The 3,220-nt window shown below is 51.9% G+C and carries 1 protein-coding gene and 1 pseudogene; one reads left to right on the forward strand and one right to left on the reverse strand.

Annotated elements, in window-relative coordinates; genetic code table 11:
- Positions 1–79: 79 nt before the first annotated feature.
- A pseudogene (locus tag ACSZPU_RS24595) lies at positions 80–949 on the forward strand (crotonase/enoyl-CoA hydratase family protein).
- Here the strand turns inward: ACSZPU_RS24595 and pdeR are convergent.
- Complete coding sequence (gene pdeR, locus ACSZPU_RS24600) at positions 946–2,937, reverse strand: cyclic di-GMP phosphodiesterase (protein WP_499004200.1); 1,992 nt, start codon at positions 2,935–2,937, stop codon at positions 946–948. The pseudogene ACSZPU_RS24595 and the gene pdeR sit on opposite strands and share 4 nt — an antisense overlap.
- Positions 2,938–3,220: the final 283 nt, after the last annotated feature.

Here is a 3,220-nt window from a genome sequence, read left to right on the forward strand (position 1 = left end):
CGGCCTCATTTCTCGCTGCCGTCCAGATCAGATGCATCGCTCTCTGGGCTAAAATCTTGTGACGACACTATCTAAGTCTATGACAGTTATCAACCAGGCTACGTGCAAACTTTTTACGGATAATGAACGTTTTACACAACTTTCGGACTATTACGAAGAAGAGCGTCGCACAGTATGGATGATGTTGCGAGCTCAGCCTCGGCCCTGCTTTAACCATGTGTTAATTGAAGAGATCATGAACATTTCCTGGCTTGTTCGACAAGCGGGATTTGCCGTGGATTTTTGGGTAACGGGCTCGCTAGTCCCCGGTATGTACAATGCGGGGGGCGATCTGAGTTTCTTTGTCGAGTGCATCCAAAATGGCCGTCGCGAAGCGCTGCGTGCCTACGCGCGAGCCTGCGTCGACTGTGTGCATGCGGCATCACGCGGGTTTGATACCGGTGCGATTTCGCTGGCTATGGTCGAAGGCAGTGCGCTGGGCGGCGGCTTTGAAGCGGCGCTGGCACATCATTTTGTGCTGGCACAGCGCGATGCTCGCCTCGGTTTCCCGGAAATTGCCTTTAACCTGTTCCCCGGGATGGGAGGGTATTAGCTGGTGGCCCGCCGTTCAGGGATGAAACTGGCGGAGGAGTTAATCTACAAAGGTGAGTCCCACACTGCGGAGTGGTATGAGCAGCAGGGACTGGTGGATCAGCTTTTTGAACCTGGGCAAAGCTATCTGGCAGTACGTACGTTTATCGATACGCTACAGCCCCGGCTCAATGGCGTGCGCGCAATGCTCCGTGCCCGCCAGCGGGTCATGCAACTGCCGCGCAGTGAGCTAATGGACATTACCGAAGACTGGGTCGACGCCGCCTTCTGCTTGCAACCCAAAGATGTGGCCTATATGGAACGTCTGGTGCAGTTACAGAACCGACATTCGGCTGGCGGTTTAAGCAAAGCCAGCTAGCCCATTTTCCGCGCCTGATAGCGCTTATACCATCGCTCGAATACGGCAGCGGGCATGGGTTTAGCAAATAAAAATCCCTGTCGTTCGTTGACGCCGTTCTTGGTAAGGAAGGCGTCTTCTTTCGTGCTTTCGACCCCTTCTGCGATCACCTGTAAGTTCAGTGCCTGGGCCACGGCGACAATCGCGCGCACCAGCGACTGTGAAACCGACTGTTTATGGATATCTTTGACGAACGATTGGTCGAGCTTGATCGCATCGATAGGGAAGCGCGCCAGCTGTGAAAGGGAAGAGTAGCCGGTGCCAAAGTCATCCAGATGCACCTGCGAACCCAAATCACTGAACTGCTGAATTAACGACAGCGCCAGATCTTCATTTTCGATCAGGCAGCTCTCCGTTAGCTCGACGTCTATTGGGCAGTATTCAAAGTTCAGGTCGTGTAGCGCCTGTTTCAAATCGCTGAAGATCGACTGGTCCGCCAGCTGTCGCGCCGAGACGTTCACCGCCACACGCAAATTAATGCCTTTTTCGCGCCATTTCGCGACCTGGCGCACCACATCCAGCATGACCCAGCGCCCCAAAGGCACAATTAAACCGGATTCCTCGGCATAGGCGATGAAATCCTGCGGTGGAATTAACCCACGCTCTGGCGACTGCCAGCGCACCAGAGCTTCCAGACTGCGTACCTCGCCGCGCCAGGTGACTTTGGGCTGGTAGTGAATCACCAGTTGGTCTTTATCGAGCGCTTTACGCAGGTTGGTGTCGAGCCACAGGTACTCGAAAACCCGCTGGTTCATTTCGGGCGTGAAAACGCAAAACTTTCCGCGGCCGTTTTCTTTGGCGATATACATCGCGGTATCGGCGTTGCGAATAATACTTTCACGATCGTTACCGTGCTGTGGGGCAAGTGAAATCCCCAGCGAGCAGCCGGTATAAATCTCGATAAGACCAATACGGAAGGGCTGACGCAGGCGAGTGATAATGCGTGAAGCCATCGCCTCCAGCGCGCTCTGTGATGAATCCGTCGCTAGGACAATAAACTCATCGCCGCCCAGGCGTGCGAGTGTCTGGCCTTCATCCAGACAGCTTAAAATCGCCAGCGCCACGGCCTGTAAAAGCTGGTCGCCAAACATATGGCCATAGGCGTCGTTAACTTTTTTGAAATTATCCAGGTCAAGATAGACGATACCAATTTGCGTATCGCCGCGGTTATCAATCGCGTTACTGATTAACTCGTGAATCGCATTGCGATTAGGCAGTCCGGTAATCGTGTCGGTATTGGCTAAAACACGCAAACGCTCTTGCGCCCGGCGTTCTTCGGTAATATCTGTCCCGGAACAAATCAGGAATATTTCATTTTTTCCGCTGCCGCTGTGCACGAATTTATTGCGGAATAAAAACAGGCGTTGCCCTTTACGCGTCTTAATCCAGCGCTCGACTTCATAAGAGGCACCGTTACGGAAGAACTCGCTGATATTACGTTTAGACGCCTCGGCTTCGTTGTGGCTCATAAAGAGCTTAAAAACGTTTTGCCCAATAACCTCCTGTTCTTTTAGCCCGGTATATTCCTCACAAAGCCGATTAAAGCGCTGGATATTGCCATGGCGATCAAGAATGACGATGACCGAATTGGCTTCGGAAACAACCTGTTCGGCAAAAGAGAGCCCCTGGACCAGGTCGCGCGCTACCGAGGATGTGTCATTCCATGCCGACGCGGTACCGGCCCACTCGGTCTTATTGATTTTCCGCCCCACCAGATGCACAGGAACGCTATCGCCAAATAATGAAATATGCATGGTCAGGCTGGAGGTAATAACGGTCATTTGCCGCAGCTGCGATGCCTGTTCATCATTCAGGGTCACCACCTGGCTTGCCTCGGCATCTTCATCCGGGGCGAAATGCAGTGCATTGCTGTCAGCGCTCAATCGCCAGAACGAACTACTGGAACCCAGGTAACGAAACAATAGATTCTGTTCCTGATCGTCTCTCATGCTATCTCCCAACCCACCAAAAAGCGCAACGGGTACTCATCTATTGACGGATTAACCGCCTTTTTAAAAGGGGTAATCAGGGATGAAAGTATTGTTTTTATTTACAATCTTATAATAAAACGAGTCCCGGACAAAAGAACAGCAGGTGTATAAAAAATGCATAAATCGCCGCAAAAATGTGCGAAGTTATTTTTTTATTGTGGTCGTTTTTAGATAGTGTCGTCACAAGATTTTAGCCCAGAGAGCGATGCATCTGATCTGGACGGCAGCGAGAAATGAGGCC

The sequence above is a fragment of the Phytobacter sp. V69 genome, from assembly GCF_965644215.1.
GTDB lineage: Bacteria > Pseudomonadota > Gammaproteobacteria > Enterobacterales > Enterobacteriaceae > Phytobacter.